General features: G+C 51.3%; 22 protein-coding genes and 3 pseudogenes. 18 read left to right on the top strand and 7 right to left on the bottom strand.

Going from position 1 to position 22,473, the window contains the following annotated elements:
• The 11 genes and pseudogenes from RW092_RS03365 to RW092_RS03315 all read left to right on the top strand — a co-directional run bounded on the left by RW092_RS03365 (position 1) and on the right by RW092_RS03315 (position 6,728).
• Positions 1–363: a phage holin gene (locus RW092_RS03365; protein WP_316009523.1), complete on the top strand. Its 363-nt coding sequence runs from the start codon at positions 1–3 to the stop codon at positions 361–363.
• A gap of 87 nt (positions 364–450) precedes the next feature.
• Positions 451–729 (top strand): annotated as a pseudogene (locus RW092_RS03360) (sigma-70 family RNA polymerase sigma factor); the annotation flags it as partial.
• Between the two features lie 145 nt (positions 730–874).
• Positions 875–1,525 carry a TetR/AcrR family transcriptional regulator gene (locus tag RW092_RS03355; protein WP_410055506.1) on the top strand — a complete coding sequence of 217 codons (651 nt, stop codon included), beginning with the start codon at positions 875–877 and terminating at the stop codon, positions 1,523–1,525.
• An 80-nt stretch (positions 1,526–1,605) separates the two neighbouring features.
• The gene (locus RW092_RS03350) at positions 1,606–2,493 is read left to right on the top strand and encodes a transporter substrate-binding domain-containing protein (RefSeq protein ID WP_316009533.1); all 888 of its coding nucleotides are present in this window, start codon (positions 1,606–1,608) and stop codon (positions 2,491–2,493) included.
• 92 nt (positions 2,494–2,585) lie between these two features.
• Positions 2,586–3,230 carry an amino acid ABC transporter permease gene (locus tag RW092_RS03345; RefSeq protein WP_316009521.1) on the top strand — a complete coding sequence of 215 codons (645 nt, stop codon included), beginning with the start codon at positions 2,586–2,588 and terminating at the stop codon, positions 3,228–3,230.
• A gap of 19 nt (positions 3,231–3,249) precedes the next feature.
• Positions 3,250–3,996, top strand: a complete 747-nt coding sequence (locus RW092_RS03340; protein WP_316009520.1) for an amino acid ABC transporter ATP-binding protein — start codon at positions 3,250–3,252, stop codon at positions 3,994–3,996.
• 22 nt (positions 3,997–4,018) lie between these two features.
• Positions 4,019–4,441 (top strand): OsmC family protein, encoded by a 423-nt coding sequence (locus tag RW092_RS03335; RefSeq protein WP_016311267.1) that lies wholly within the window; start codon positions 4,019–4,021, stop codon positions 4,439–4,441.
• 111 nt (positions 4,442–4,552) lie between these two features.
• Positions 4,553–4,723, top strand: a complete 171-nt coding sequence (locus RW092_RS03330) for a hypothetical protein (RefSeq protein WP_316009519.1) — start codon at positions 4,553–4,555, stop codon at positions 4,721–4,723.
• A 136-nt stretch (positions 4,724–4,859) separates the two neighbouring features.
• The gene (locus RW092_RS03325; protein ID WP_016311268.1) at positions 4,860–5,717 is read left to right on the top strand and encodes an ABC transporter ATP-binding protein; all 858 of its coding nucleotides are present in this window, start codon (positions 4,860–4,862) and stop codon (positions 5,715–5,717) included.
• Entirely contained in the window at positions 5,686–6,366 is a 681-nt protein-coding gene (locus RW092_RS03320; RefSeq protein ID WP_316009518.1) for an ABC-2 transporter permease, read from the top strand. The genes RW092_RS03325 and RW092_RS03320 overlap by 32 nt, the downstream gene beginning before the upstream one ends.
• Positions 6,363–6,728: a GntR family transcriptional regulator gene (locus tag RW092_RS03315; RefSeq protein ID WP_127575802.1), complete on the top strand. Its 366-nt coding sequence runs from the start codon at positions 6,363–6,365 to the stop codon at positions 6,726–6,728. Before RW092_RS03320 ends, RW092_RS03315 begins: the two co-directional genes overlap by 4 nt.
• Here the strand turns inward: RW092_RS03315 and RW092_RS03310 are convergent, their stop codons facing one another.
• The 3 genes and pseudogenes from RW092_RS03310 to RW092_RS03300 form a co-directional block, all read right to left on the bottom strand.
• A complete protein-coding gene (locus RW092_RS03310) occupies positions 6,729–8,012 on the bottom strand; it encodes a glycoside hydrolase family 27 protein (protein WP_316009517.1) in 1,284 nt (427 codons plus the stop codon).
• Between the two features lie 113 nt (positions 8,013–8,125).
• A complete protein-coding gene (locus RW092_RS03305; RefSeq protein WP_016311272.1) occupies positions 8,126–9,007 on the bottom strand; it encodes an AraC family transcriptional regulator in 882 nt (293 codons plus the stop codon).
• A 276-nt stretch (positions 9,008–9,283) separates the two neighbouring features.
• Positions 9,284–10,774: pseudogene (locus tag RW092_RS03300) on the bottom strand (catalase); the annotation flags it as partial.
• Between the two features lie 216 nt (positions 10,775–10,990).
• Here RW092_RS03300 and RW092_RS03295 point away from each other — a divergent pair.
• Positions 10,991–11,656 (top strand): alpha-amylase family protein, encoded by a 666-nt coding sequence (locus RW092_RS03295; protein ID WP_316009516.1) that lies wholly within the window; start codon positions 10,991–10,993, stop codon positions 11,654–11,656.
• 11 nt (positions 11,657–11,667) lie between these two features.
• Positions 11,668–15,747: a X2-like carbohydrate binding domain-containing protein gene (locus RW092_RS03290; RefSeq protein ID WP_316009515.1), complete on the top strand. Its 4,080-nt coding sequence runs from the start codon at positions 11,668–11,670 to the stop codon at positions 15,745–15,747.
• Positions 15,748–15,799: 52 nt separating this feature from the next.
• Here the strand turns inward: RW092_RS03290 and RW092_RS03285 are convergent, their stop codons facing one another.
• The gene (locus RW092_RS03285) at positions 15,800–16,780 is read right to left on the bottom strand and encodes a glycoside hydrolase family 43 protein (RefSeq protein ID WP_016311276.1); all 981 of its coding nucleotides are present in this window, start codon (positions 16,778–16,780) and stop codon (positions 15,800–15,802) included.
• Positions 16,781–17,069: 289 nt separating this feature from the next.
• On the opposite strand from RW092_RS03285, the pseudogene RW092_RS03280 reads away from it, so the two are divergent.
• Positions 17,070–18,232 (top strand): annotated as a pseudogene (locus RW092_RS03280) (oxalate decarboxylase family bicupin).
• Here the strand turns inward: RW092_RS03280 and RW092_RS03275 are convergent.
• The 3 genes from RW092_RS03275 to RW092_RS03265 form a co-directional block, all read right to left on the bottom strand.
• A complete protein-coding gene (locus RW092_RS03275; protein ID WP_085168746.1) occupies positions 18,217–18,606 on the bottom strand; it encodes a hypothetical protein in 390 nt (129 codons plus the stop codon). The pseudogene RW092_RS03280 and the gene RW092_RS03275 overlap by 16 nt on opposite strands.
• Positions 18,549–19,199: an ImmA/IrrE family metallo-endopeptidase gene (locus tag RW092_RS03270; RefSeq protein ID WP_316009514.1), complete on the bottom strand. Its 651-nt coding sequence runs from the start codon at positions 19,197–19,199 to the stop codon at positions 18,549–18,551. Before RW092_RS03270 ends, RW092_RS03275 begins: the two co-directional genes overlap by 58 nt.
• Before the next feature lie 121 nt (positions 19,200–19,320).
• Positions 19,321–19,677 (bottom strand): helix-turn-helix domain-containing protein, encoded by a 357-nt coding sequence (locus RW092_RS03265; RefSeq protein ID WP_164744127.1) that lies wholly within the window; start codon positions 19,675–19,677, stop codon positions 19,321–19,323.
• Between the two features lie 297 nt (positions 19,678–19,974).
• Here RW092_RS03265 and RW092_RS03260 point away from each other — a divergent pair, with 297 nt between their 5' ends.
• The 4 genes from RW092_RS03260 (at position 19,975) to RW092_RS03245 (ending at position 22,229) form a co-directional block, all read left to right on the top strand.
• Positions 19,975–20,256, top strand: a complete 282-nt coding sequence (locus RW092_RS03260; protein ID WP_316009513.1) for a hypothetical protein — start codon at positions 19,975–19,977, stop codon at positions 20,254–20,256.
• A gap of 428 nt (positions 20,257–20,684) precedes the next feature.
• Positions 20,685–21,617 (top strand): peptidoglycan recognition protein family protein, encoded by a 933-nt coding sequence (locus tag RW092_RS03255; RefSeq protein ID WP_316009512.1) that lies wholly within the window; start codon positions 20,685–20,687, stop codon positions 21,615–21,617.
• A gap of 21 nt (positions 21,618–21,638) precedes the next feature.
• The gene (locus tag RW092_RS03250; RefSeq protein WP_016311299.1) at positions 21,639–21,917 is read left to right on the top strand and encodes a holin; all 279 of its coding nucleotides are present in this window, start codon (positions 21,639–21,641) and stop codon (positions 21,915–21,917) included.
• Between the two features lie 45 nt (positions 21,918–21,962).
• The gene (locus tag RW092_RS03245; RefSeq protein WP_016311300.1) at positions 21,963–22,229 is read left to right on the top strand and encodes a hypothetical protein; all 267 of its coding nucleotides are present in this window, start codon (positions 21,963–21,965) and stop codon (positions 22,227–22,229) included.
• The last annotated feature ends 244 nt before the right edge of the window (positions 22,230–22,473 follow it).

Below are 22,473 nucleotides of genomic sequence, written 5' to 3'. Positions count from 1 at the left end.
ATGGAAAACATTATGGATCAAATTCAACCGTATGTTGTTCAAGTAGTTAGTGCGTTGATCAGTATTCTTGCATTGATTGTACTGTCGTTTTTAGCGTTGCTGCGCACTCGGGTTAATCTGTGGATCGATACAAAGATATCAGCAAGTCAGCGTGATTTGATTCATAAGATCGCAAATGAGGCGTTTGCTTATGTTGAGGCGACAATGACCACAGAATCTGGACGCAACAAATTGAATCAGGCGTTTATTTACACCTCGGAGAAACTGGGGAAACTCGGGATACAGGTAACCACAGAAGAAATTAATGCAGCTATCGAAAAAGCCGTCCTGGAGTACAACTCAAAGAAGAAACAAGCAAGTTAAGCCCTGCTCATGCAGGGCCTTTTTTGCTATACTTTAAAGTATTGATACATCAACGAAAGTTACTAACACGGATAACATCCATATGTTAATGAAATCACCCTCATTGATATTTTGGGGACGGAAGCGGACGATGTGGTGGACCGGGTTCAGTTAAAGATGGAGAAGAGTAAAATCTATCGCAACCTGGACATCCTGGACGCGCGGGAGCAGGAAGTCATCAAAGGGCGGTTTGGCCTGGAGCATGGGGGAGAAGAACGGACCCAGCGCGAAATCGCCAAGGAGCTCGGCATTAGCCGCAGCTACGTGTCACGAATTGAGAAGCGAGCGCTCATGAAGCTGTATCATGAGTTTTATAAGAAGAAATAATGTTGTTGTTGATCGAAATATGACTATAAAAAAGCGGGTTTGCGTTACTGCGCAAACCTCGCTTTTTTTGTTTCCACAATACAAGAGTTGACAATATCATATAAATCCTATAGGATTTAATTACAAACTGACTGACTAGTCAATCATGTGGGGTGGGAACAGATTGAGCGGAGAGAAAGAAGCCCAAATCAACAGTGATCGCAGAGAGCATATTCTGCAAATTGCCATGAAGCGATTTGCCAAGGATGGCTATCATGCAACAAAAATTTCCGATATTGTCGCTGAGGCGGGTGTGGCTCAAGGGACGTTCTACTGGTACTTCAAAAGCAAAGAAGCGATTGCGCTGGAAATTGTGAAGGAAGGCCGGGAAAAATTGCTTGACGTCATCCGTCATGGATACCGACGGGAAGCAGGATCGGTGCAGGACATGGTACATGCCTCCGAAGCTCTGCTGGAAAGTCTGTTTCGGTTTGCCGAATCCAACCGGTATTTAATAGAGCTTATTTTTGGCAGAGGTGAAGGGGTTGAAACGATCCGCCATGCGATCCGGGAAACGAGAGCAGCATTGGAGAACTCTTTTCTTCTTAACATTCGCAGGGCGATTGAGTTAGGCATGCTTCCGGCTTCCATCGATGCAGAATTCCGTGCCACGATGATCATGAGCTTAATCGAAGGCGTCATTTCACGCTGGTTGCTCGGGTTCGCGCCGCCAGGCAGCGGGATCGAATCCAAAACGGCTCAGCAGCTTGCCGCGGAGACGGCGAGATTCGAATTTTTTGGTTTGCTTGGCGTTTAGCTTTGATTGGATAATGATCTGCCGTTTCGGAATTGTACCCATTCTGCTACCCAATAAATACAAAGGAGAGAATATCCATGCTGAAAAGTAAGAAATCCAGAAATCCGCTGTTTCTAACATTATCCGCCGTATTGCTCGTAGTTCTGGCATTGACTGGCTGCGGTTCTAACAATAACGGCAATAACGCGCCAAGCTTGGCTCCTTCCAACAATGCGGCGAACGGAGGAAGCTCCGCAAATGCCGATAGTAATTTATTGAACGAAATTAAAACAGCGGGTGTGATAAAGGTAGGGCTTATGGGGACATACGCGCCTTACAACTTCCTGAATGAAAACAAGGAAATCGATGGTTTTGATGCTGACATTGCGAAAGAAGTAGCCAAACGGCTCGGCGTTAAAGTCGAGTTTGCTCCGCAGGAATTCTCTGGACTGATTCCTAGTCTGCAGGCTGGCAAAATCGATGCCATTATCAGCCAGGTTACGATTACCGACGAACGCAAGCAGCAAATTGATTTCACCCAGCCGTATATCACGAACCAAGTTAAAATCATCGTAAAAGAGGATAATAACTCGATCACGAAGCTGGAAGACTTTAAAGGGAAAAATATCGGCGTGGGACTCGGCACAAACGATGAATCCTATCTCCGGAATGACGTGCTGCCGCAGGTTGGCAACTTCGAGATCAAAACCTATGACGATGTGATTACTTCCCTGCAGGATTTGAATGCGGGACGGATCGATGCCACCATCAATAACTTGTACGCCTTGAAACCTATTGTCGACAAAAACGGTTATAAAATTAAAGCGGTGGGCGATGCGATCAAATCCGACCAAGCGGGTATCGCGATCCGCAAAAATAACCCGGAATTCCTGGCCGCTCTGGATCAGGCTTTGACCGATATGAAAGCCGACGGTACCTATAACACCATCTTCCAAAAATGGTTTGGCGAAGAGCCGCCGGCAGAATAAAGAATCGTGAAAAGGATAAGGCCTTGAAGAATTCGTATTCTTTCATGGCCTTGTCGTTTTAACCATGGAATCAAAAGGGGATTCAAACGACAATGAATCTAGTATGGGATAACCTTCCTTTTTTGCTGAAAGGCGCTTATAATACGCTGCTTGTTACCGTAGTATCCATGTTTTTTGGGCTGATCATCGGTTTGGTGGTTGCGATTGCGCGATTAAAAGGGAATCGGCTGGTACGCGGAATTGCCCGTGTATATGTGTCGATTATTCGAGGTACGCCGCTTCTTGTCCAAATTTTTATTGTTTATTATGGGGTTGTAGATTACGGAATTACGCTGGGGCCGCTGACAGCCGCGTATGTGGCATTAAGCATCAACGTAGGTGCCTATCTGTCTGAAACGTTCAGAGGGGCGATTCAGTCAATTCCGAAGGGTCAGACGGAGGCCGCTTATGCGACGGGCATGACGGGCTGGATGACGATGAGAAGAATCATTCTGCCGCAAGCAGCTCGGGTGGCCATTGCGCCTATGGGTAATACCTTTATCGGAATGCTTAAAGAGACGGCGCTGGTGTCGGCCATTACGGTCACCGAGTTGCTGCGTTCAGCGCAGCTGCTGATCGCTCAATATTATGTCTATATGCCTTTTTTCGTTGGGATCGCCGCCATGTATTGGATCATGAGCACTGTGTTCTCGGCCATTCTGAATGCGGTGGAGAAGCAGTTGTCCAAAGTATATTGAGGCATGAGGTGGAGCAAATATGATTCAAACGACAGGACTGTCCAAGTCTTTTAACGGAGCAGAGGTGTTGAAAAGCATTGACCTGCATGTGGCTCCCAAAGAAATCGTTGTGCTGCTCGGACCAAGTGGTTCCGGCAAAAGCACCCTGCTGAGATGTCTGAACGGCCTTGAGGAGCTGGACGGCGGATCGCTTGAGGTGAATGGTGTTCGAGTGGACGCGTCCATGCCGTCTAAGAAGAAACAGGCCGCCTTCCGTGAAATTCGTCGTCATACGGGAATGGTCTTTCAGCAGTTTAACTTATATCCGCACAAGACAGCGCTTGGCAACGTGATCGAATCGCTGTTATCTGTGAAGAAAATGAAAAAGGCAGAAGCCGTACAGATCGGCGAACGACTGCTGGATCGGGTTGGACTGTTGGCGAAGAAGGATGAATATCCCTCGAGGCTGTCCGGCGGCCAGCAGCAACGGGTGGCAATTGCCCGAGCATTAGCCATGGAGCCGGCGATCATGCTGTTTGACGAGCCGACCTCAGCTCTTGATCCCGAGCTTGTCGGAGAGGTGCTGGAAGTTATGGGCCAGCTGGCCCGGGATGGGATGACGATGGTCATCGTCACTCATGAAATGAAATTTGCCCGTCAGGTCGCCAATCGGATCGTGTTTATGGATGGCGGTGTAATTGTGGAATCGCAGGAACCGGAAGTTTTTTTTCAGAATACGGCGTCCGAAAGAGCTCGTAAGTTTATCAATCAACTTCAGGAGCATTAATAACAGAAAGTAGGTAATGATGATGAAGGTTATGACAACCTGGAATGGAAAACGTTTGTTTACATCAGTCGGGGATTCTGGTTATCCGGTAAGAATGGACGCTACGCCAAAATACGGCGGCGACGGCACAGGCGCAACACCCATGGAGCTTTTGCTGGCCGGACTGGCCGGATGTATCGGCATTGACATCACCATGATTCTGAATTCATTCCTTGAGAAGATCACTTCACTAGAGATCGAAGCGGACGGTACCCGGAAAGAGCAGAATCCGTCCGGCTTTACTGCCATTGAGCTGATTTTCCGCGTTGAAGGAGACATTCCAGATTACCAAATTTGGAAAGCTATCCAAATGGGCAAGGAGAAATATTGTGCCGTATCGGACTCGCTGAAGGCCGACATCAGCTACAGACTGATCCTCAACGGTCAAGAGGTTTTCCAGCCATAAACAAAAGGCACTTCCACACCAAAGCTTCGGACGATCAATACCCGTCCGGTATAATATCCGAGCTATCCCCCGTAGGCTTTTAGTAATTGAGACTTATGGGGAGGTACATGCATGTTTAAACGCGTAAATCGGTTGGCCATTGAATTGCCCAGACCGAAAGCCCCGGATCCGAATGGCGCCAGCGTCGTTATTCGCCCCCGGCATATCGCCAGAGGATTTGGTGGAAATCGCGAAACGGCTGCAACGCGCCGCTGGGCTCTGAGTTTTGTACGAATACTCTGATTTTGAACACCCGTCAACTGCATTGTTGAGCGGGTGTTTTTTTTACATATGAAGGCGGCCTTCGGTTGACGCCCCCTCCCGTCCGTGATATATTGTGTATACACGATATACACAATTTAAAAAGAGGGGGTATTCCATGCTGGCATTAGATGTTCGACATATTCATAAGAAATTCCCCGCCTTTGAGCTGAAGGATGTTTCTTTCCAGTTGGAGAAGGGATACATCATGGGCTTTATCGGAGTTAACGGCGCAGGGAAAACGACGACGATCAAGTCGATTTTAAATATGACTCGGATCGACAGCGGTGAGGTTTACATTCTGGGCAAGAACATGGCGGAACATGAGCTGGAATTAAAGCAGGAGATTGGATTTGCTTTCGGGAGCATTGATTTTTACACGCGCAGTAAGATTAAGACGTTGACGGATACCATTAAGAGGTTTTATGAAAATTGGGACGATCAAATCTACTCCTCCTACATGAAGAGATTTAACTTGGATGAGAATAGAAAGATCGCCGAACTGTCAACGGGCATGAAGGTCAAATACAGCCTGACGCTTGCTTTGTCCCATGGGGCCAAGCTGCTGATCCTCGACGAGCCCACCAGCGGGCTGGATCCGGCTTCACGGGATGACCTGCTGGATCTTTTTCAGGAGCTGATTGCTGATGGCGAGGTGAGCATTCTGTTCTCCACCCATATTACCTCCGACTTGGAGAAGTGCGCTGATTATATTACCTTTATCTCAAACGGGCAAATTGTGCTGAGCGGGGAGAAGGATGAATTCAAAGAATCCTATCTCCTCGTGAACGGTTCCGAGGGCCAGCTTGCACAGGTGAAGGACCGGATGATTTCCTACAAAACGAACTCGTTTGGTTTTACGGGCTTGATGCATGCGGATGACTTTGACCTGTCTTCGGGAATCCGAGCCGCCACGCCAAGCTTAGAGGATATTATGATTTACTATGCGAGAAAAGGGGGGCAGAACCATGATTAATTTGATCCGAAAAGATATCCGACTGGGTGTACATCCTCTATTATTGAGCATGCCTGTGTTAATGGGCGTTTTGATGTTTGTTCCTGGCTGGATTTACTATATAGTGATTTTGTATTTTTGTTGGATCACCATCCCCAATATGTTTAACCAACTGAGAGCACAAAACGATTTGATGTTCACCTCGATGATGCCTGTTACGAAACGGGACATTGTGAAAGCGCGGATTATCGTGATCGCCGGACTGGAATTGGCGCATGTGGTGGTTGCCCTAATCTTTGGCCTGGTTAGTCAGCGCTTCTATTCGGATATAACCTACTTCTTCTTCCCGCCGAACTTAGGATTCTTTGGTCTCTGTTTGGTGATGCTGGCGATCTTTAACCTGATTTTTATTCCGATGTATTACAAGACGGCGTATAAATTTGGTATGGCACTGCTGATCTCCACTGTAGCAGCTACATTGTTTGCAGGGATCACCCAGTGGATCGGGATCGCGAATTCGGGGATGAATCGTATGTTTTATGGGACGGAAGCGAATCATTTGGCAGTTCAAGCCTATATTCTGATCGCAGGAATCGTGATTTTCATTGCGCTTACCGCAGTGGCTTACCGGATGGCGGTCAAACGATTCCTTCAAGTGGAGATCCAATGAACATCGCGATATCCAATACTTCGGAGAAACCGATCTATCAGCAACTGTTCGAGCAAATCAGCGCCCAAATTCTAAAAGGGGAGCTGGAGAGCGGCTATATCCTGCCGCCCATCCGGCAAGCAGCTCATGAGCTGCGGGTGAGTGTCATCACCGTCAAGAAGGCGTGGGAAGAACTCGAGCGGCGCGGCTTGATCCATACGGTGACCGGCAAAGGGTGTTTTGTCGCTGAATTTTCCCCCGAAGAGATGCAGCGCATCCGCAACGAAATGGTGATGGAACAGTTGGCTAGTGAAGTGTCCTATTACAAGTCCTTTGGTCTGACTTTGGATGAGATGATTGAGTTGTTGAAGCAGGTGTACTGACTATTCCAACCGATACAACCGCACCCCGTGCGGCGGGATCGTAGTCCGAAGCTCCCCAGTCGCCGTAAGCTCCGCGAGAGCTTCGCTCCACAGCTCAGTTCCGGTAGAAACGCCGGATAAACCGATTTGCTCCAGAGGGAGCTCCAGCGGCAGCGCGCTTTCCCCTACATTAAAAACAGCTGCATAGTTGAACCCTTCGGGATGTTCGGCCGTCCAAACGATCAGGTCGTCTTGCCGAAGGGCTTCTTTGGCGCCGCGGCTTTCCCGGTGCATCCGCAGCACCTCGCGGTTGGTCAGCAGCGACAAGGTCCATTCGTCATTGTCTCGGAGTTCCCCGCCAAAGATCAACGGCGAACGGAAAATGCTCCAAAGCGACATCATCGTTAATTGCTCGTCGCGGGTGAACCGGGTCCAGCGATCTGCCCCGCCGCCGTCCACCGAGCGGATGCCGATATGCCCCAGCGGCAGCATGTCGCAGTCCGGCCATGACCCGGCTTGCGGGACGCCCTGCCATGCCCGGCAGCGGTCGAACATGTCCCTTAGCAGCGGCCACTGGTCCCAGAAATCGTCCGTCATGCGCCACATGTTAGCCTGTTCGGCGAAGAAAGCTGCAAGCTCCACCGGAGCCGGTCCGGGGGATAAGCTGAGCACCATCGGACGGCCGCAGCGCTTGATCGCCTCAGAGATCAATGCAATTTCGGCTTGGTGGGTGCCGTAAAGCCGGGAAGCGGCGATATCGTCTACTTTTACGAGATCAACGCCCCATGAAGCATACAAGGCAAAAAGCGAATCATAATAGGCCTGCGCCCCTTCTTTAGAGGCATCCACACCGTACATATCGGTATTCCAGGGACAGATCGAATTGGGATGTGCAATATCACGTGCGGTTGCGGTCGTCCCCAAGATCGGTGTGGCGGCGTGAACGGCTTGCCGCGGAATGCCGCGCATGATATGAATGCCGAATCGCAGCCCGAGGCTATGCACATAATCCGCTAACGGCTTGAAGCCTTGGCCGCCGGCCGCAGAGGGGAAGCGATTCTCGGCAGGCATCAGCCGGGAATAGCCGTCCATCACAAGCGGAACAAACGGCCGATATTGAGACGAAAGGGCTCCTGGTTCATACCATTGAATATCCACGGTGATATAGCTCCAACCAAAGTCTTTCAGATGCTTCGCCATGTATTCCGCATTGCCCCGAATCTCTTCTTCCGTCACAGCTGCGCCGTAGCAGTCCCAACTATTCCAACCTAGCGGTGGAGTTGGGGCAATCTGCTGATGGTTCATTTGCAAAACTCCTTTACGGATGGATCTTTATTGCTCTTGTTAGGTTCATCTTACCTAAAGGAGTTTTGCTATATCTATAGTAACTTTGCGATATGAATAGCAAAATATTGCGTTTAATCGAAGAATAGCTTGCGATAGACCAGACTTTCGCCCCCGCTGCGGAACTCTCCTGGGGTGAGCCCGGTCAAACGGCGGAAGGCCTTAATGAAGTAACTTCCGCTGGAATAACCTACCCGCTCAGCAATGGTCTCAATGCTAAGTGACGTACCGCGAAGCAGGTCCATCGCTTTTTCGGTGCGGACACGGGTCAGATAAGCGCCTGGCGTAAGACCTGTACTGTCCGAAAACCGGCGGATCAAGTGGTACTTGGACAAGCCAACATGCTCGGAAAGCTGATCGATGCTGATCATCTGCGCATAGTTGCTCTCCATCAACTCGGCGGCGCGTTTGACGCTTTCCGGCCAGTTCTCTTTATTTTTCTGCGACGTAACCTGCATTCTGGCTAATTCCGTGACGAACTGGTAAACGCAAGATGAGGCGATGTAGGGATCGGTGATCCGACCTGCTCCCGCATCAGTGATGATCATACGCGCCAACCGCACCGGTGCGGAGTCTTCGGGGAGATAAGGAACTGCTCCGGCTTCGCTGAGGAATTTTCGCCATAAGGGAAGAACCACATTCGGCCGAAACAGCAGGAACAGGAACTCCCAAGGCGCCGAAGCTTCTTGCGGATAATAATAGCGATGGGAACTTGGAATTTCGGCGAGAAACGCTTGTCCGGCGGTAACGCGGTGAGAGCAATCACCCAGCTCAAAGACCCCTTCTCCGGAGAACGTGTATTGGAACAGGAGCAAAGGTCCGTCCGTTCGCTCTAATCCGTCCCAGTGATAAGAAGGATCAGTGATAGAGTCATAGCCGGCGGCAAACAACACGCACAGCGGAAGCTCTTGGTCTTCAGCGAACCGGAAACCGTAAGTACCCCTTGTCATGTCCATAGGGATCCTCCTTCAACCATGTAAACATGAATATCCCATATCATAGATTCAAACGATAAGGCCATTATCCCATAAGTTTAAAGGAGAAAACATACGGACAGCTGGAATTTACGGTGGGTGGGGACAAAACGCTCCTGTCGGCGGGGGAGACGCTGGTGATCCCAAGCGGTGTGTTTGCAGGGCTGCCGCGCGCTGAAGCCTAGCAAGCTGCGGGATACCTTTACGCCGCTGCGGCTGGATTTGCTGGGCTGCGGCTCCCATTTCCCGCTTGGCCGCTTCAAGCCCTTCCTTTACGCGTCTTCCATACTCTTCGTCAGCTTGGGTAAAGTAGCTGATCCACGTTTCCTGTATTTTAGGACTGCACACCTTCAGATTGTTCACCAAATTGGAAATCAGCTCGTTTTTCTCCACATCATCAAACTTGCGGTACGTCTCGCCGGCTTGTGCGAAATCGTTGGTGCGTTCGATCTTCCGTCGAACCAGATTGGCGTCGTAATGCGGCTCATGGTCTTTGCCTCGTTTGTCTGCTTCTTTCAGGCCTTCTTTCGTTGACGGTTCATAATCGACATGCGGGTTCGTGCCCGGATTGTGGACGACCCGATAGTCCATTTGCCCGCCGCGTTGGTTCGTGGCAACCTTCGTTTTTGGCGCATTGATGGGAAGTTGCAAATAGTTTGTCCCCACGCGGTAACGCTGCGTATCCGAGTAAGAGAAGGTCCGCCCTTGCAGCAGCTTGTCATCGGAGAAATCCAGCCCGTCCACCAGCACGCCGGTCCCAAACGCCGCTTGCTCCACCTCGGCAAAATAATTCTCCGGATTGCGATTCAGCACCATTTTGCCAACCGGCAGAAACGGGAATTTCTCGGGATCCCACAGCTTGGTGGGGTCCAGCGGATCGAAGTTCAGCTCCGGATGGTCGTCATCGCTCATGATCTGTACGCACAGTTCCCACTCCGGATAATCGCCGCGCTCGATCGCCTCATACAAATCTTGCGTGGCATGGTTATAGTTGGTCTTCTGGATCTCGTCGGCCTCGTGCTGCAGCAGGTTTTTGATCCCTTGCTTCGGCTCCCAATGGTATTTGACCAGTACGGCTTCTCCATCTTTATTGACCCATTTATACGTGTTGACCCCTGAACCCTGCATCTGACGGTAGTTTGCCGGGATGCCCCAAGGCGAGAACAGGAAAGTCACCATATGCGTCGACTCCGGCGTTTGCGACAGGAAGTCGAACATTCGCTCCGGGTCCGGCAGCTTGCTGACGGGATCAGGCTTGAAGGAATGCACCATATCTGGGAACTTCAATGGATCACGGATAAAAAAGATCTTCAGGTTGTTACCCACCAAATCCCAGTTGCCATCCTCCGTATAAAATTTCACCGCAAATCCGCGCGGATCGCGGAGCGTTTCGGGGGATTCCCCGCCGCCGATCACGGTCGAGAAGCGGACGAACACCGGCGTCCGTTTTCCGGCCTCCTGAAACAGCTTGGCCCGGGTATATTTCGCAATCGGCTCGTCCCCGACTTTGCCGTAAGCTTCAAAATAACCATGAGCCCCGGCCCCCCGCGCGTGTACCACTCGTTCCGGAATACGTTCCCGGTCGAAATGGGAAATTTTTTCGAGGAAATGATAGTTCTCCAGAGTGGTTGGCCCCCGGCTCCCTACGGTTCGGACGTTCTGATTGTCCGTGATGGGGTGACCCTGACGGTCCGTTAAAATATGTCTGGCTTCTGTTGATTCGTAGTTTGTTCCAGCTTGGCTATCCACAACATGACCTCCAATGATTGATATGGGGATAGCGTGTACCGTGAATGGAGTAAATATACATTTAATGGAAATGTAGGGAACTATATATGGGGAATTGTCCCTTGCCCGAAAAAATGGTTGCTAAGATCCGCTGGATGCTCCATCACAGAATCACAGAATCATTGAACCACCAACCGTCCAACAGGGACCACAATATCTACCAAAGGAGATGAATTGATGATCCGTTTGCTGCAAAAGACGTTGGTTTGCTGGTTAGCGGCGGCGCTGACCCTCGTGCCCTTTGCTTATTTTGGCACGGAGAGCAAGGTGGCCCATGCCGCCGATAACGGCCTGGCATTGAAGCCTTATATGGGTTGGAGCAGCTACAGCCTGCAGGTGTACGACGGGCCGGAGGGGAATTGGACCTCGGAAGCGAAGCTGAAGATGATCTCCGATGCCATGCGCGAGAAGCTGCAAGCTCACGGGTACGAATACATCAACATCGACGCAGGCTGGAACGGCAGCATGGACGAATACGGCAGGCCGCCTCCAAGCGAAACGTTGTATCCTAACGGTTTTGAGAATTTGGTGGACTATATCCATAATAACGGACAGAAGGTCGGGATCTATTTGATTCCCGGTTTGTCCAAAGAAGCTTACGAGAAGAACCTGCCGATTTACGGCACGGAATACCATATGCAGGACATCGCCGCTCAGCCGCTTCGACCAGCGGACTATTGGGATATCGATTACAAAATCGACTTCTCCAAGCCGGGGGCGCAGGAATATGTGAACTCCATCGCGGATCTGATCGCCTCCTGGGGCGTTGACTTCGTGAAGTTCGACAGCGTGACCCCGGGTCTGGCCATAACGACCTATCGATCGACGCGCGGGATGACGTAAAGGCCTGGTCGATGGCGTTGTCCAAGCACGGAATATGGCTGGAACTGTCCTGGGCGCTGGACCACAACTACGTAGACTTCTGGAAAAAATACGCCAATGGCTGGCGCGTCAATTGGGATGTGGAGGCGTATGACCGCAACATTGGGATGACCCAATGGTCGAATATCGCCCGGTTGTTCCCGGATGCTGCCTTGTGGTGGCGTGACGCTGGCCCCGGCGGTTGGAACGATTTCGACTCGCTTAACATTGGGAACGGGCAGACGTCCGGCTTGACCCGAGACGAGCGGCAGACCGCGGCAACGCTGTGGGCGATTGCCTGTGCGCAATTTTACACCGGCGACGATTTAACTAACCTGGACAGCTATGGTCTGGAGCTGTTGACGAATGATGAGGTGATCGCCGTCAACCAAGCCGGCCGCCCGGCACATCCCGTATCGATGGCAACCAATCAACAGGTGTGGTACGCCAATAATGGGGATGGCACATACACGGTGGCTTTGTTTAATCTGGGCACCAAAGGCGCATCCATGAATGTAAAGTGGAGCGACATCGGTTTGGACGGCGCTGCTTCGGTCCGCGATTTGTGGGCCCATAAGGAGCTTGGCGATGATGCAACCGGAATGACCAACATTTATTTGGAGCCGCATGCTTCGCGTTTGTTCAAGGTTACAGCCAAGAACGGAACCTCCAAAGTGAATGATGACGACACAGGCGTGAAATATACCGGAAGCTGGACGCGCAACGGCGGTAAAGAGCTGGTACAGGATGCCCAAGATTTGAACGTCATGATTATGGAGTCTTCCGATGCAACGAATCCAATTGCGCCAGAAGTTAGCAACTCGGCGGAAAGCTTAGAGCAAGCGGCGCCCGAGTCCGTCGTTGAGACGGGAGAGCATTGGGTGATCTATAATGACAATCACCCGTCGGTGACCTACGATACTTACGGCACCGGGGGCAGCTGGGGTTACAGTTCAGGCAGAAATCCCGATTGGAACGATTATCAAGGGGATGTCCATTACGGGGAAAAAGGAGAGGTAGGTTTTGAATTCCCGTTTAGGGGCACTGGCATTGATTTTCTGACCGAAACTGCAGATTCTGGCGGGGAAATTGACATCTATCTCGACGGCGAATTCCGAGAGACGGTTAACGCCAATGCTTCCGTTCAACAGGGGCAGGTTCCGATTTACAGCGTGCGAAATCTGCCGTTTGGCGAGCATACCCTCTCCGGTATAAAAAAGGGCGGAACCTACCTGATCGTTGATGGGTTTAAGGTTTATGCGGACAGCTTAATTGGTTCGACAACGGCTGATTTTGAAACAACGAATCCACAGGATGTGACCGTATCGTTGCCGCTGGGAGGAGACACGTTGACGAGCATCGCGGCAGGTTCAACAGCGCTGGCGCGGAATACCGATTATGTGATCTCCGGGGACGATGTTACGATCAAGAAAGAGTTTTTGCTCAAGCAACTGCCGGGGACGCTGAGCTTGACGTTTCATTTCGCCGGCGGAGATTTGCAGACGTTCAACGTCGATATCACCGGGCCTGCGATCGTCAACAGCACGATCTCGCCGACAATGGCGGAGTTTGATCAGAAACCGTCGGCGCAAGCGGACGTGACGACTGCGATGACGCTAAACGGAAATACGCTGGTTCGCATCGCCAACGGGGAGGAAGATTTGACCGAAGGGGCGGACTACACCATCGAAGGGGATACGGTCCGCATTCATTCCTCGTATTTAGCAGCACAGCCTACAGGAAGCATCGAGCTGACGTTCCATTTTAGCGCAGGTCTGCCACAAACGCTTACGATTCAAATCGTGGATATGTCAGGCCGGTTCCTTATGATCAATAACGATGACCCCGGCATTCGTTACACGGGGTCCTGGAATCGCAACGGTGGTCGGAACTTTGGGGATTACATGGATGATGTGCATTTTGCCGAGACCAACGGTGATTTTCTGGAGTATACGTTTAAGGGCACCGGAATCCAGTACATCACTGAAATCGATCCGTCCCAGGGAGAGGTGGATGTGTATCTGGATGGCGCATTTGTAGGTACCGTGGATACCCATGCCGACGTTAGACAGGCGATGCAAGCTGTCTACAGTGTATCCGGATTGTCCAACAGCCTGCATACGATCAAGCTGGTGAAGAAATCAGGCCGATTTATGCTATTGGATGCGTTCAGGGTGCAAATTCCTGACCTGATAAACCGCACCGAAGCGACTTTTGATAAAACGCTGTCCGCTCAGGAGGACATCCAAGTAGAAGTGCTTAGCGGCATCGAAAATCTCAGCAGCATCCAAAACGGTGAGACGCCGTTGGTTGAGGGCACAGACTACACCGTAGAGGGGAACCAGGTGACGATCAAGAAGGAATACCTCGCCGCTCAACCGGCGGGAAGCTTGAAGCTGACGTTCCACATCAAGGGAGATTACTACGATGACGTGCATTCCACCGAGATGAATGGCGATTTCTTCGAGTATACGTTTAAGGGCACCGGCATCGATTTGCGAATGCCTGCTGGCCCGGCTCAAGGGGAAATGGAGGTGTACATCGACGGACAGCTGAAAGCGACGGTAGACGCCTATGCCGAGACCCGCAGCGCTCAGCAACCGTTGTTCAGCATCGCCAACCTGCCGGCTGGTGAACATACAATCAAAGTGGTGAAAAAATCCGGCGAGCTGATGCTGGTCGATCAGCTGATCTTCCACGTCGCTTCGGGTTCGACGCCGCCAACAACGCCAACCAATCCGACGAACCCGCCTTCGTCTCCATCTGGACCGTCAACGCCGCCTAGCCGTCCAGTGGAACCGGAAATTATCCGCGATCCATCCAGTCCTATCCCGGTCGACATCGTTCGGACGACCGCAGCTGATGGCTCGAAGCAGGATGAAATCAAGTTGACGGCCGATGCTAAGCTTCGGGAAGCGATTAACAAATTGGCGGAAGAAGGCGCCGCTTCGCTGAGTCTGATGATCCCGGATGCGAAGGATGAAGTGAGCACCATCAAGCTTTCGCTTGCCCGCGACGTCATTTCCTTGCTCACGGGGCGTGGACTTGACTTGCAATTTCGAACCGTAAACGGGGAGATCACGATTCCGGCAGCTTCCTTGCAGGGGGCAAGCAGTGATGTGACGATGACGATCCAGCCGGTAAAAGCAGCCGCCCAAACCAAGGAAATCGAAGGGCGCGCGAACCAGGCTGAGGTTGTGCTTACGGCTACAGGAGGTAATGAAGTTACAATTATCGGCCGCCCGGTTCAAATCGAGACGAATTTGCAAAACCGGGAGGTCGAGCTTGTTCTGCCGTTAACGGGGATGGCAGATGAAGTAGACCTGATTAAACTCGGTGTGTACGTCGAGCATTCCGACGGAACAACGGAGTTCCTGACGGGAGAAATTGTTCCGTTAGCGAGCGGCAAAGGGCTGAAATTCACCGTCGATCATTTCAGCATCTTCGCTCTAGTGAACTCGGACTCAGCGTTAACCTCTATGCATAAGGCCTATATCAGCGGTTATCCCGGTGGTTTGTTTAAACCGGAGAACCCGATCACTCGCGCGGAGATGGCCGCCATGTTAGTCAAGGCGATGGAAATGAAGGAAGCGGGCCAGACGATTCGCTTCAGCGATGTTCCGGCAGGTCATTGGGCCGCTGAGGCGATTGCCAAAGCGTCCAGAATGGGCTTGATGCAAGGCTATGCCGATGGCAGCTTCAAGCCAGAACAGCCTGTCACACGGGCGGAACTTACGGCAATCGCCGTGAAGTTGATGAAGTCGGCTGCAGGGCAGCAAGGCGCAGGCTTCTCGGACACCGCCGGTCATTGGGTGGAGCAGGCGATCCGAGCGGCCCAGGCGGCGGGTATCGTCAGCGGATATGCTGATGGCTCGTTCTGGCCAACGGCTTTGGTCACACGGGCCGAGGCTGTGACGGTGTTGAACCGCGCATTGGAGCGGGGACCGCTGTTTGGCGGAGCCGACGTACTTCCGGTGTGGCGTGACGTTCCGCAGTCGCATTGGGCATTTTATGAGATTGCGGAAGCATCGACAGAGCACACCGCGATGCCGAGAGCAGCTGAAATAAAATAAAAGAGGAGCGCCACCCGGCTTGCTTCAGCCGATGGGCGCTCCTTCTTTGTGCTTATTTATATGGATCGATGGTTTGAATGGTACCATCCGGATTGTAATGCAGCTCAGTATATTTAACGCTGCGTTTGTGGTTCACACCGCCGGACAGCGAGCTGTCATGGTAGAACAGGTACCATTTATCTTGGAATTGCACGATCGAATGGTGAGTGGTCCAGCCGATGACTGGCTCCAGGATTTTACCTTTAAATACGAACGGACCTTGCGGGTTCTTACTGATCGCATAAACCAGCGTATGGGTCGTTCCGGTGGAGTAGGACAAGTAGTAATACCCGTTGTACTTGTGCACCCATGGCCCTTCGAAATAACGGCGCTCCTCATCTTTGGCTAACAGCGGATTGCCATCCTCATCCACAATCGAGATTTCCTGCGGTTCGGATTTGAAGGTCAGCATATCGTCGCTCAGCTCGGCGAAGCGTGGTCCAAGCGCCGGTGCATCTGGTGCCGGGCCTTCTGCGTCCGGCTTGAAGGTGCCGGTTTGCCATTTCTCCAGTTGGCCGCCCCAAAGTCCGCCGAAATACATGTAGGCACGATTGTCGTCATCCACGAGAACAGCCGGATCAATGCTGAAGCTGCCTGGAATATAGTTTTCTTCCGCCTTGAAAGGCCCGGCAGGCGAAGAGCTGGTCGCTACGCCGATACGGAAGATGCCATCTTTGTCCCGCGCAGGGAAGTAGAGATAGTAAGTATTGTTCTTATAAGCCGCATCCGGAGCCCACATTTGCTTGCTGGCCCATGGGACGTCGCGCACATGCAGGACTTCACCGTGATCGACGCATGGAGAGTTGAAGTCGTCCAGCGACAGGACATGGTAGTCCTCCATGGCGTATTGGTCACCGTTGTCGTTGTCTGGACCGTCATGATCGATGTCATGGGATGGATAAATATAGATCTTGCCTTCATACACATGGGCAGATGGGTCTGCCGTATAAATGTGAGTTACAAGTGGTTCATTCGGACGTACAGGTTTTTCCACAAGGATTCCCCTTTACCTAGTTAGTTTGTTGACTAAACTTACTAACTTTAATTATACAGAAGCTTAGGCAACTATCAAGCACTTAACGTTATTTTCTCCGAAATCGTCGATTTTTATGGGAAAAGTGGAAATGAATCACTACATATTTTTGCTCATGCGGGAATAGGTTCACTGTGTAAATAGGTTTTGGTAAAAATTAGAAACAACTTGTCCAGATAAGGAGTGATGGTGAATGTCGGATCATTTGGATTCATCTGAATCAAGGCAGCCGGAGAATCAAGCTGGCGCGATGTCGTCGATCCCTCAGCCGATACGGGCTGACGGCGCCGGGGCTACCGATACAGGCTCGCGTGACGTCATGCGGGATCGCGAGAATCCCGATATGCTGGTTCCTCCAGTGACCGATAACGGATTGATTCCGAATTTGAAGTTTTCTTTTTCGGATACGCATATGCAGTTGAACCATGGGGGATGGTCCCGGGAAATTACGGTTCGGGAGCTGCCCATCGCCACGACGCTGGCGGGGGTCAATATGCGTCTGACGCCGGGGGAGTGCGGGAACTGCATTGGCACCAGCAGGCAGAATGGTCGTTTATGATTTCGGGTAGTGCCCGGGTTACAGCGGTCGATCAGGACGGGAGGAACTTTATCGCCGATGTGGGCGTGGGGGATTTGTGGTATTTTCCACCGGGGATTCCCCATTCGATTCAAGGGCTGGAGGAAGGCTGCGAGTTTCTGCTTGTGTTCGATGACGGGAATTTCTCTGACCTCAATACGTTGACGATCTCCGACTGGTTTGCCCATACGCCCAAAGAGGTGCTTGCTGCGAATTTTGGCGTGCCTGAAAAAGCGTTCGACCATATCCCGAAAGAGCAGGTGTATATTTATCAGGACCGTGTTCCGGGGCCGATCGACACGCAAAGGATTGAATCGCCGTACGGCGAAATTCCTCTCAGCTTCAAGCACAGCCTGCTGGCCCAAGAGCCGATTCGAACGCCGGGCGGGACGGTACGGATCGCGGATTCGTGGAACTTCCCCATTTCCAAGACGATTGCGGCTGCCCTTGTGGAAATTAAGCCTGGTGCAATGCGAGAGCTGCATTGGCACCCCAACAATGATGAATGGCAATATTATTTGTCCGGGAAAGGACGGATGACCGTATTTGCCGGTAACGGCGCTGCCCGTACCTTTAACGTCAGAGCAGGGGATGTAGGGTATGTACCGTTTGCCTATGGCCACTATATCCAGAATACCGGCGACCGCAGCATCTGGTTCCTGGAGATGTTCCGCAGTGACCGATTTGCGGATGTGTCGCTCAATCAATGGATGGCGCTGACGCCGCATCAGCTGGTGGAGAGCAATCTGAATGTCGGGCCGCTGCTGATGGACGCGCTGCGCAAGCAAAAATGGCCGGTTGTCAAATACGACCATCCCAATCAACCGATGACATAGCCTAGAATTTCTTCGACTTCGTCCATCTGCAACACCAGGCGCTGGATGTCCGAGGGATCGCCGCAGCGGGCAGCAATTTGCGGCAGGCGGATGCCCAGCAGCTGTTGCGATGGATGGGAGGGCGATGTGTTCGGTGCGCCAGCTGAGATTTGATCTGATGGCTCCTGTTCCAGCTTAGGTCGAACGAGGTCTTCCAGCAGGACAGATACGCAGGGCAGGTCGCCAAAATCCTCGGGAGCAAACGGCTCAAACGGTCCCGAAACCGGGATATACAGCGTTTCCGACCAATCCACATCCCCTGGCTGGAGATCCACAATTAACTGCAGCGGACGGATCGAGTCCGTATAATAATCGCAATATGCCGCAATCCGCATTCTTTACCGCCCTCCTCGACTTCCGATTTGTCGTTCCAGCTGGGACAGTACCCGCCGGGTTTCCGGCGACCAGCTCTGCTCCGCTTCGCGCTGGCGGCGGGTTGCCTCCTGGGCAGCTGCGATGAGGCTGCCCTGCAGCACCCGCCGTTGGATTTGGTCCAACCGCTGCTCTGCCAGCTCCGGGGGAACCTGGAACTGTAAGCCACCGCTTCGCTGCGATGATCCGGCACCGGCAGCTTGGCGAACATATAGAAAGGAATGGCGGCATAGAGCACAAACTGCTCAGCTTCGGTCTCTTGGGCATGCATGAACAGCTCAGTCATCCGCCGCTGATCTCCGGCATGGCGCAGCACATGGCAAAGTTCATGGAAAAAGACGACCCGGGACTGATCCGCCTGCATCATTTTGTTCAAGAAAATCACATTCTCCTCATTGTCCGAAAAGGACGGGTGATTCCCATAGACTAACCCGATCCCGAAGGCTTCGGCGATGCGGTCGATGTCGAGATCGGCGGGGGATGAGATCCCGTGATTCAGATATTTGGTATTCATCCATTGCTCCAGATGAGTCTCGCGATAATAGGCGTACAACATTCAAGTCACCTCTTGGATGAGAATGTATGTTCGGTCTATAGTCCGAAATAAGGGCCCTTAGAATCAGGGCCGTTGTAGTTGTCTTGTTGATTTTATATGTAACTCGTTATCTTCGAATAATTTAGCCTTTCGATTCGTCTCCGTCCAGCAGCTTCTTCTTCTGCTCCCGATATGCTTTCAGAGCTGCCTCCATCATGGCGATTTCATCCGCTGTATACGCTTCAGGTCCTCCGAAAAAAGACAAGCTCATGCCTTTCTCCACTGCTGAAGACGGGTCGTTGGTCCGGCCTAGTAAATAATCGGCACTGGTATCCAGAGCGTCAACGATCTTACGCAGCACCTCCGGATCCGGCTTGCGGTCGTTGGTCTCATACCGAGATAGCTGCACGACCGAAATTTCGGCTTGGGAGGCGAGGTCTTTTTGCGTGAGCTGACGTAGTTCACGAAGATATTTGATTCGTTCGCCTAGCGTTTGCATGGTTACTCCTCTTCCTAACCGTTTCATTTAGTGTAGCACAAGTTGCCAAATTGGTAAAGAGAAGGTGGTCAGAATGGAATTTATTTATATTACCAAATCGGTAATCTAGTGGCTTGACATTACCAAAACGGCAACATATAATCAGGTTGCGGTTACCAAATTGGTAAAAAAGAGGGTGGAAAACACTCTATCCAAACTTTTCTTGGACAAGCTCAATTGAAGATAAGGAAGATAGGGATTTCCAAAATGGTAATAAACTTCGCTTAAAGAAACTTAAGAGAGGTGAGATTTATGGACATGACTGCACTAACTTCGATCACATCGGCCTTAGCGGCAATTAGTGGGATAGCATTAGGCTGGGCCGGGCGCTCGAAAGCGATGCGGAGGGAAGCTGAGGAAGCGGCTGAAGCTGAGGCGATGAGACGAACAGAGATCGTAAATCTCAAGAGACTCATTGACGACATGAAAATCGAGCAGAAGCTGCAAGGCCAGCGATTTGAAGCCTTCTCCGAGCGGCTGACCCGCGTCGAAGAGTCAGCAAAACAAGCCCATAAACGGATCGATCGGCTGGAGGAATAAGCTCTTGGGTATGATTGAGGTATATGGAAGAGTATGCTAAGATAACAATAGAAACAAGGAGGCTGCGCCACAGCCTCCCCGGTACAACACTTGGGTGGGAAACCTCCAAATGTACTTCAGAGAATAACCCGCACCTCGGCGCTAACCTGGGCGGGTTATTTTCGTTTATTCAGGTAAGTAAGCAGTGCAAGGACAAACATGCCTAGCATGATCACTTCCGAAAACGAAAATTGCATACGCATCACCTCCCATCCGGAGGCGATACAGTCCCACCCAAGTTCAGTTGTACATGCTAAATTATACCAGAGTCTGCTAAATCATCGCAGGCTCTTTTGTTTTTTGATGAAAATCCTAGATTCGTCCTCACAAGTGCACAAGCGAAGGGGTAACCTTGCGGAATAGCATAAATGGAAGGGGTGAAATCGCTTATGGATACAAAGAAGTACCAAATTGAAAGGCGATACATTGTAAAGCGGCCTAACGTCCGGCCAGGGACGAGGTTGACGACGGGAACCCCGGAGTTTTTTGTGGCGCATGACACGGGGAATCCGGGGGCTACGGCGGACAACCACTATGCCTATTTCAACTCGCTGAAGGATCGGACAGCCTCGGCCCATGTGTTTATCGATGATACAAAAATTCTTGAAATTATCCCGACAGGCACTGGCTCGGATCCCGCGGAAAAAGCTTGGCACGTGCTGTATAACGTGAAAACGGACAACGATTTATTTGGCTATGATGCCAATGATGCTGCCATCGGGGTGGAATTTTGCTATGGCGGGCGCATAAAATTTACGGAAGCGTACAAGCGCTATGTCTGGTATCTGGCTTATTGCTGTTACAAATGGAACAAGAACCCGTACGTCTTTATTCCATCCCACAAACAACTCGACCCGGCGCGAAGACAAGATCCTGACAAGGCTCTGGCTACAGGCAAAAAAACGATGAACCGATTGCTGGACGATATCTCGGCCGAACTCAAGTCGATGCGTACGTCTAGCCCAACGCAAAATTCGAATACCTCTTTTACACCGCTTCCGGCTTCCATCGCGCAATCACTGATCGACAACTATGTTTCTCCTGCATGGTTTGCTTCACGTGCCAAAGGGGACCAGGTTGGCATGACGCATTTTCACAATTTAGCGAACAATCTACGGGTGGCCTCAGGTATTCCATTAGCCTCTTCGTCCACTCCCGGCCCATTGATTCCACTGCCAAAAAGCAATGCACAGGAAATCATCTTCCGCTGGCTTTCTCCGGCTTGGTTTAAGGCACGGGACGAAGGGAATATGGCACGAGCGCAGCATTTTAACAACTTAGCAAACTACCTGCGCCGGGCGGCGGGCATCCCGGAGCAATAAGAAGGAGGGGAATCATCGTCAATGCAAAACGAGATTTTAACCAATGTACTGGCCTTTGCCTCGGTCTTGTCCGTATTTGTATTAGCTTTGGTGCAACTTGTGAAAACCACCTTCAACCTGCCGAAAAATCTAATTCCTTTCATCGGGGTAATCATCGGCATTTTGGTTGGAGCAGCGGCGTACCCATTTACGGAAATGGAGCTGGTGCTGCGACTGTGGGCGGGAGGTTTAGCGGGTTTATCGGCCACCGGGTTGTTTGAACTCGGGAACAAACGCCAAGGAAGAACGAAGGACAAATAAGGGGGCTTAGGGGACAGCATGATCTTGATTGGAGGTCATTTCCACTTGAATAAAGAACATTTGTTTGCATATAATACAAACAAACGTTCCTATATGGAGATGATCCTGGTGGAAAAATACATCGGTCGCACCGTAGAAATCATCTACCTTGACCGTACAGGCAAGATTACGCAGCGGCGGATCGAAGTTCATGATGTGCGGGGCGGTTTGGTTCGGGCGACTTGCCTAACTTCCCATGCCCCTCGGGCTTTTCGGATCGAGAACATATTAGCTTGTGTACCTGTGGCAAAAGGGCGGCATACTGCCTCCTGAGCCTCCCTATATTTTGGGCCGTTCGCTTCGCGAGCGGCCCTTTTTGCATTTCAAATGCGGTCGGCTGTATGTTTGGTAAAAGGAATAGACCCTTACCTAACGCGTGGGGGGTCTATTTCTTTTTGTTTTGGTAGAGTTAGTATAAAATCTCCGAATTACTGCCTCCCGATCACTTATCAGTGATACGGGGCACTAGCCTTGCATCTAAAGTGACATGGTATTCAATTAATTGTTAATCTTGGTT

The sequence above is a fragment of the Paenibacillus sp. 3LSP genome (genome assembly GCF_032465655.1).
Lineage (GTDB): Bacteria > Bacillota > Bacilli > Paenibacillales > Paenibacillaceae > Fontibacillus > Fontibacillus barengoltzii.
This window is presented reverse-complemented; position numbering and strand designations above follow the sequence as displayed.

What these genes read in the sequence shown, in the direction of transcription:
- RW092_RS03365 (WP_316009523.1), top strand. Translation starts at nt 1, where the DNA reads ATGGAAAACATTATGGATCAAATTCAACCGTATGTTGTTCAAGTAGTT.
- RW092_RS03355 (WP_410055506.1), top strand. Translation starts at nt 875, where the DNA reads ATGTGGGGTGGGAACAGATTGAGCGGAGAGAAAGAAGCCCAAATCAAC.
- RW092_RS03345 (WP_316009521.1), top strand. Translation starts at nt 2,586, where the DNA reads ATGAATCTAGTATGGGATAACCTTCCTTTTTTGCTGAAAGGCGCTTAT.
- RW092_RS03340 (WP_316009520.1), top strand. Translation starts at nt 3,250, where the DNA reads ATGATTCAAACGACAGGACTGTCCAAGTCTTTTAACGGAGCAGAGGTG.
- RW092_RS03335 (WP_016311267.1), top strand. Translation starts at nt 4,019, where the DNA reads ATGAAGGTTATGACAACCTGGAATGGAAAACGTTTGTTTACATCAGTC.
- RW092_RS03330 (WP_316009519.1), top strand. Translation starts at nt 4,553, where the DNA reads ATGTTTAAACGCGTAAATCGGTTGGCCATTGAATTGCCCAGACCGAAA.
- RW092_RS03325 (WP_016311268.1), top strand. Translation starts at nt 4,860, where the DNA reads ATGCTGGCATTAGATGTTCGACATATTCATAAGAAATTCCCCGCCTTT.
- RW092_RS03320 (WP_316009518.1), top strand. Translation starts at nt 5,686, where the DNA reads ATGCGAGAAAAGGGGGGCAGAACCATGATTAATTTGATCCGAAAAGAT.
- RW092_RS03315 (WP_127575802.1), top strand. Translation starts at nt 6,363, where the DNA reads ATGAACATCGCGATATCCAATACTTCGGAGAAACCGATCTATCAGCAA.
- RW092_RS03310 (WP_316009517.1), bottom strand. Translation starts at nt 8,012, where the DNA reads ATGAACCATCAGCAGATTGCCCCAACTCCACCGCTAGGTTGGAATAGT.
- RW092_RS03305 (WP_016311272.1), bottom strand. Translation starts at nt 9,007, where the DNA reads ATGGACATGACAAGGGGTACTTACGGTTTCCGGTTCGCTGAAGACCAA.
- RW092_RS03295 (WP_316009516.1), top strand. Translation starts at nt 10,991, where the DNA reads ATGATCCGTTTGCTGCAAAAGACGTTGGTTTGCTGGTTAGCGGCGGCG.
- RW092_RS03290 (WP_316009515.1), top strand. Translation starts at nt 11,668, where the DNA reads ATGGCGTTGTCCAAGCACGGAATATGGCTGGAACTGTCCTGGGCGCTG.
- RW092_RS03275 (WP_085168746.1), bottom strand. Translation starts at nt 18,606, where the DNA reads ATGCGGATTGCGGCATATTGCGATTATTATACGGACTCGATCCGTCCG.
- RW092_RS03270 (WP_316009514.1), bottom strand. Translation starts at nt 19,199, where the DNA reads ATGTTGTACGCCTATTATCGCGAGACTCATCTGGAGCAATGGATGAAT.
- RW092_RS03265 (WP_164744127.1), bottom strand. Translation starts at nt 19,677, where the DNA reads ATGCAAACGCTAGGCGAACGAATCAAATATCTTCGTGAACTACGTCAG.
- RW092_RS03260 (WP_316009513.1), top strand. Translation starts at nt 19,975, where the DNA reads ATGACTGCACTAACTTCGATCACATCGGCCTTAGCGGCAATTAGTGGG.
- RW092_RS03255 (WP_316009512.1), top strand. Translation starts at nt 20,685, where the DNA reads ATGGATACAAAGAAGTACCAAATTGAAAGGCGATACATTGTAAAGCGG.
- RW092_RS03250 (WP_016311299.1), top strand. Translation starts at nt 21,639, where the DNA reads ATGCAAAACGAGATTTTAACCAATGTACTGGCCTTTGCCTCGGTCTTG.